This is a genomic window from Falsibacillus pallidus (assembly GCF_003350505.1).
In the GTDB taxonomy this organism is placed as follows: Bacteria; Bacillota; Bacilli; order Bacillales; family DSM-25281; genus Falsibacillus; species Falsibacillus pallidus.
This window is the reverse complement of the sequence record NZ_QQAY01000026.1, coordinates 20,353-27,073: the sequence shown is the minus strand read 5'-3', so window position 1 is coordinate 27,073 and position 6,721 is coordinate 20,353. Positions and strand designations below refer to the sequence as shown.

The 6,721-nt window shown below is 45.8% G+C and carries 4 protein-coding genes and 1 pseudogene; all 5 read right to left on the bottom strand.

Annotated features, from left to right (window positions below; genetic code table 11):
• Window positions 1–221 (bottom strand): annotated as a pseudogene (locus DFR59_RS19435) (L-glutamate gamma-semialdehyde dehydrogenase); the annotation flags it as partial.
• Between the two features lie 151 nt (window positions 222–372).
• Window positions 373–1,539 (bottom strand): CamS family sex pheromone protein, encoded by a 1,167-nt coding sequence (locus DFR59_RS19430; protein WP_114747327.1) that lies wholly within the window; start codon window positions 1,537–1,539, stop codon window positions 373–375.
• Between the two features lie 23 nt (window positions 1,540–1,562).
• On the bottom strand, window positions 1,563–3,569 hold the full coding sequence (ligA, locus tag DFR59_RS19425; protein ID WP_114747326.1) for an NAD-dependent DNA ligase LigA: 2,007 nt from the start codon (window positions 3,567–3,569) through the stop codon (window positions 1,563–1,565).
• 75 nt (window positions 3,570–3,644) lie between these two features.
• Window positions 3,645–5,885 carry a DNA helicase PcrA gene (gene pcrA, locus DFR59_RS19420; protein ID WP_114747325.1) on the bottom strand — a complete coding sequence of 747 codons (2,241 nt, stop codon included), beginning with the start codon at window positions 5,883–5,885 and terminating at the stop codon, window positions 3,645–3,647.
• 53 nt (window positions 5,886–5,938) lie between these two features.
• On the bottom strand, window positions 5,939–6,631 hold the full coding sequence (gene pcrB / locus DFR59_RS19415) for a heptaprenylglyceryl phosphate synthase (RefSeq protein WP_114747324.1): 693 nt from the start codon (window positions 6,629–6,631) through the stop codon (window positions 5,939–5,941).
• Window positions 6,632–6,721 lie beyond the last annotated feature (90 nt).

Genomic DNA, 6,721 nt, shown 5'->3' with positions numbered 1-6,721 from the left:
AAATCTTTATTGGCTTTGGACACGCGTCCAATCAATTCTTCTTTGTTTGCCGGGTTGATGGAGACGATCTTGTCGTCTGTCGTGATGCGCTCTCCGCCGATGATAAGCGGATAGTCCTGGCCAAGATAGCCCTCGACTGTTTTCAGGCCCGCTTCATAGGCTTTTTGATTCTCTTCATTTGAAAAATCAGTAAATGGTTCGTGTTTGTATGGAATCATGATTTCGCCTCCTAAAAATAAAACGTTTACAACATCTACTATTCTATCACGAATCATTTTTCTACTTCAAACTTTGGGAATAGTAAGTTTCTTGAAAATACTGGGTTTGGAATATAAAAAACCGAAACACAAAATGTGCTTCGGCTCTCAGGAGTTATTTATAAATATGAACGTATGGTTCTTTTTCCTTTGGCTTCTTCTCAATCAAGGCCTCAGGACCGTTGACGGAAGTGATATTGACTTCAATTGAAATGTAGTCCGGGAAGTTGTCCATGAGTAATCCCGCAACATATTGAGTGAAGCCGATTGCTTCAGCCTCTCCGTAGAATTGGATTGGAATCTCAATTCGAAGATCTGTCAGCTGGTCATCTTTGTAGAAGCCGCGGCCGATGACCCCGTTGCTTGAGAAGTACTTTTCGACATCCTGCTTGAAATTCATAAAGAACGTCCAGTCATCGCGATGGTCCTTCTCAGAGGTCGTGTCAGGGAATAAGTAATACTTTTCCTTGATAGGCTCCCAGGCGTTAAGAGACGAGCTGTTGGCATCAACAGTCGCATACTCAAAGAAGTTCCCTGGTACAACTGAGCTCTTGCTTTCTTGTTCAAATAAAGCGATAGTGACCGGGATGCCTTTGAGTTCACTCATCCCCCTAAGCCTTCTCGCTACTTCAGCAGCGATTTTCTCGCCTTCTGCCTTAAGTTCCTTATGAGGGATTTTGCGTTCGTAAGTGGCGCCATATTTCTCTTTTTGATAATAATGGACAGAATTCAGAGCAAGGCCAATCATGACCCCGCCAAGTTTAACGGTGTCTTTATCTGTCTTCACTAAATAATCCTGTTCAAGAACGTGTGCCAAGTAAATCGGATTCTTTTTATTCCGGTCATCAATGGAGCCTTTTTCGTCATCCAAAGGATTCAATCCGATATTATCGGAGGCTTCCAATCCTTCATCTTTTAGCTGCTTCGCCGTATATTTGCGGTTCAGCCAAAGACTGACTGTTTTCTTATCAAGGATCTGCCCTTCCTGAAAGAGGTATTTTTCCGGCGAGTATTCGCTTTTGGCTATCCTCATAAGTCCGGTTTCAAATTCCTTGATATCATATCTTGAGTTCAGATTGGCCACGACCATTCCCCTCGTCTTGCTTGGCTTGAAAGGAAGAATGGTGCGGTAATATTTATTGGAGATCTGGTAGTTCGGAATGAACGCTTTTTCCGTTTTATCATCCGTTTTCTGAACTACTTCTTTATTCTTTTCGAATTTCGGTGCACATCCTGTCAACAACAACACAGCAGCTAAAGCTACCGCCAACCATTTTTTCATGCTTTAATTGCCACCTCTTTATTTTATCGGTTGAGTTCTTGAAGCATTTTCTCCTCATCCCACACTTCGATTCCGAGCTCCTCCGCTTTGGCGAGCTTAGAACCTGCATCCTCGCCGGCAATTAACAGGTCGGTCTTCTTACTGACGCTGCCGGTCACCTTGCCGCCGAGCAATTCGATCTTTTCTTTCGCTTCGTTTCTCGTCAATTTTTCGAGCTTCCCAGTCAATACGACTGTCTTCCCTGCAAGAATGGAATCTGATTCAGCAGCTGCCACAGGCTTCGGACCCTTATATTCCATATTGACCCCTGCTTCTTTCAATTCATTCAGCAGATCCTGAACTTCATCGTTATCAAAATAGGCAGCCACTGCATCCGCCATTTTCTGGCCGATTTCATTGATGGATGTCAGCTCCTCGATAGTTGAAGCCGCCAACTTATCCATTGTATCAAAGGCTTGAGCCAATGTCTTTGCGGCTTTTGCACCAACATGCCTGATGCCGAGTCCAAACAGCAGCTTTTCCAAGGAATTTGCTTTGGAATCTTCGATGGCTTTTAAAAGATTGGAAGCAGACTTCTCCCCCATCCGCTCCATGCCAAGAAGGTCTTCTTTGGTCAATTTATAAAGGTCGGCCACATCGTGAATTAAATTCTCATGAAAGAGCTGAGAAACCACTTTTTCTCCGAGTCCGTCAATGTTCATGGCGTTCCTGGAGACAAAATGGATGAAGCCCTCCCGAATTTGAGCCGGGCATTTAGGGTTGATGCATCGCAGCGCAACTTCTCCTTCAAGACGGAGAAGCTCGCTTTCGCATTCAGGACAGTGGGTAGGCATGGCGAACTCCACTTCATCCCCAGTCCGCTGTTCAGCAAGGACATTGACGACTTCCGGGATGATGTCCCCTGCTTTTTTCACGACAACAGAGTCGCCGATCTTGATGTCTTTTTCCCTGATGAGGTCTTCATTGTGAAGGGATGCCCTTTGGACAGTCGTACCGGCCACTTTTACCGGTTCAAGGATGGCCGTTGGAGTGATGACGCCTGTTCTGCCCACATTGAGTTCAATATCAATAAGCTTGGTCACCACTTCTTCAGCAGGGAATTTGTAAGCTATCGCCCAGCGCGGGCTTTTCGCCGTTGTACCCAATTCCTGCTGCTGATCAAGAGAATCGACCTTGATGACAATCCCGTCAATCTCATATGGGAGAGATGGACGCTTTTCCACCCATCCATCGACAAACTCCAGCACTTCCTCGATCGTTGGGCACTTCCTGCGCTCTTTGTTGGTCTTGAATCCCAGTTTTTCAAGCAGGTCCAGTCCTTCGCTGTGAGACTCGACACCGGTCTCACCGGGATCCGCAATTCCGTATAGGAAAATGTCAAGATTACGCGATGCGGCAATCCTCGGATCGAGCTGCCTTAATGAACCGGCTGCTGCATTCCTCGGATTCGCAAATGGCTCTTCGCCGTTTTCACGCTTCGCTTCATTTAATTTTTCAAAGGATTTTTTCGGCATGAACGCTTCTCCTCTGACTTCAATCGAAACAGGCTCGTTCAGTCTGAGGGGAATGGATTTTATCGTTTTCAGGTTGACAGTGATATCCTCGCCGATCGTTCCGTCGCCCCGTGTAGCACCTTGAACAAATAAACCATCTTCATAGCGAAGCGAGACAGCCAGTCCGTCAATTTTCAATTCACACACATAGGAAAAATCTTCTCCTGCCGCCTGTCTCACTTTGCGGTCAAAATCTCGAAGATCTTCTTCATTAAAGGCATTCCCAAGACTGAGCATCGGACTCCGATGTTCGACCTTTTGGAAAAAGTCCAGCACGGCCCCTCCAACACGCTGGGAAGGAGAGTCCGGGGTCTTCAAATCCGGGAATGCTTCTTCCGTCTCCAATAGCTCTTTTAATAATCGATCATACTCCGCATCAGGCACGGAAGGTTTGTCCAGAACGTGATATTCATAATTATATTGATTCAACAGATTATGAAGTTCTTTCACTCGCTTTTCAGCAGTTGAACGGTCCATGCTTACACCCTCTCTCAGACTGATGGAATACGCCTGCATTCAGTCTGAATGGAATAAAAATATACTATTTATAAATTATTTTTTCTCAACAGGGGCAAATTTAGCCAGCAGACGTTTGACGCCGATCGGGCTTGGGAATGCGATATCGAGTTCGACGCCTTCTCCCTCGCCTTTTACGCTGACGACTGTACCGACTCCCCATTTTTTATGCTCCGCTTTGTCTCCCACATTCCAGCCCACTGCATTTGCTCCCGTTGTATTAGGGACAGGGCGTGAAACCGGTTTTCTTGGCTGCATGCGGTTTTGGGTTCTTCCGGAAAATCCGCTGCTGCCGAACGGAGATGCTTTGCGCTGCTGCTGCTTCGCTTCAGCTGCCATATCCTCCATGAGGTCCTCAGGGATTTCTCCGATGAATCGGGAAACAGGATTCATGCTTGTCCGTCCATATAAGGTCCTCATCTGTGCATTTGTGATGAAAAGCTGCTCTTCTGCACGGGTTATCCCGACATACGCCAAGCGTCTTTCTTCTTCCATTTCCTCTTCTTCCATCAATGAACGGCTGTGAGGGAAGACTCCTTCTTCAAGACCGAGCAGAAAAACGACCGGGAACTCAAGGCCTTTTGCTGAGTGGAGCGTCATAAGCACTACAGAGTCTTTTACCTGATCATCTTCATCTAAACGGTCGATATCCGCAACAAGGGCAAGGTCGGTCAGAAAAGCGACGAGGCTTTTATCTTCACTGCCTTCTTCGAAAGACTTTGTAACAGATAGGAATTCGTCGATGTTTTCCAAACGGCTTTGCGCTTCGATTGTTTTCTCTACTTTCAGCATTTCCCTGTAGCCTGATTTCTCAAGGACTTCTTCCACCAGTTCAGTCACAGAAAGATATTCCTGCATCGCTGTATAGTTTCTGATCAGATCCCTGAATTCGGCGCTTGCCTTTGTGATTTTCGGACTGAGCCCGATGTGGTCGATTTCTTGAAGTGCCTGAAACATAGAGATGCCATTTATTTGTGCGAAACGGGAGATTTTATCGAGAGAAGTCGATCCCACTCCGCGCTTTGGTACATTGATGACCCTCTGCAGACTGATATCGTCATCCGGATTGGAAATCAAGCGCAGATACGCAAGGATATCCTTGATTTCTTTGCGGTCGTAGAACTTGATTCCTCCGACGATGGAGTATTCAATGTTTGATTTTAAAAGGACTTCCTCCATTACACGGGATTGTGCATTGGTCCTGTAAAGAATCGCAAAATCAGACAGTTTGCGGTTATCTTTCCTGGAAAGCTCCTGAATTTTACCAGCAACGAATTGAGCTTCTGCCTGCTCGCTGTCTGCACGGTAGTACGTGATTTTCTGTCCATCGGTATTTTCGGTCCAAAGATTTTTCGCTTTGCGGTTAGAGTTGTTTTTAATGACTTCATTTGCCGCCAGCAGAATTTTCTTTGTTGAACGATAGTTCTGCTCGAGCATGATGACATTGGCACGCGGGTAGTCCTTTTCAAAAGAAAGGATATTGGCAATATCCGCGCCCCTCCATCGATAAATGGATTGATCCGAATCCCCGACGACGCAAAGGTTCTGGAACCGTGCTGCAAGCTGCTTGACGAGCATGTATTGAGCCCTGTTCGTATCCTGATACTCATCGACATGGATATACTGGAATTTCCGCTGATAATACTCGAGTACTTCCGGCACCCGCTGGAAGAGCTGGATGGTCATCATGATCAGGTCATCAAAATCCAAGGCTTGGTTCTTCCGCAGCCTCTTTTGATATTCCTCGTATACATCATGGACGATATTCTCATAATAGCTTCCGGCCTGCTTGGAGAATTCCTCTGGTGTGATCAGTTCATTTTTAGCTGAACTGATGCTCCCTAAGATGGTGCGCGGGTCGAACTTCTTCGGATCGATGTTCTTGTCTTTTAGAATGGATTTAATGACTGATAGCTGATCCGTAGAGTCAAGGATCGTAAAATTGCGGTTAAAGCCGATTCTATCTATATCCCTGCGCAGGATTCTCACGCACATGGAGTGGAATGTGGAGATCCACACTTCTTCTGCGGCACCGCCCATCACTTTACCGATCCGCTCCCTCATTTCACGGGCTGCTTTATTCGTAAAGGTAATGGCTAAAATATTGTAGGGATTGACCCCTTTTTCCACCATTAAGTATGCAATACGCTGGGTCAGCACCCGTGTCTTTCCGCTTCCCGCTCCGGCCATGATCAATAACGGACCGTCTGTAGCCTTGACTGCTTCAAGCTGTTGTGGATTCAACCCTTGAAGAATTCTATCTGTTAAAAATTGCATTCATCTTCACCGCCTCGAACATTTGTTCTTATTATACTCTATTTCCAATGATTTTACTTACTCTTTTTCACAGCTTTCACTGTTTTTAATGCTTCTTCTAAATTCTCATAGATGGCATTGCCTACAATGACGACATCTGCCAAACGCCCCATCTCTTCCGCCTGCTCTGATGTTTGGATTCCGCCTCCGTAAAAGAGTGTGGTTTCTTCTAAATATTCCTTAACATGCTTCACAAGCGAGGGATCTCCGTATGCTCCGCTGTATTCCAGATAAAAGATCGGCATATGAAACATCTTTTCTGCCATCATGGCATAGGCAGCGACATCTTCTGCTGAAATTTCCGTGCTTGCCCCGGTTGTCTTCGCTGCTTTACAGTCTTTATTCAGGATGCAGTATCCTTCCACCAGGATTTCATCCCAGTTCATCAATTCCCCGTATTCTTTAACAGCCTCGTGGTGGATGCCGGACACCCATTTTACGTCATTGCTGTTCAAGACCGTTGGGATGAAATACAGATCAAATCCTGGTGTGATCGACTCGATATTTGAAACCTCAAGTATGCAAGGGACCGTATACCTTCTGATCCTTGCCATCAGGTCTAGTACATTCTCTAATGTGACGCCGTCTGTTCCACCGATAATGACAGCATCTGTTCCGGATTCGCAAATCAAATCCAGTGCTTCGTCGGTAATTTCTTTATTGGGATCCAGCTTAAACGCATGTCTCCAATCCCGAACATCGTACATCCTCAAATCCTCCCATTCAACATTCCATTTCACCATTATAGCATTACTCATAGGGAGCAAAAAACAATTTCCCCGTCCCCTTTTTAAACC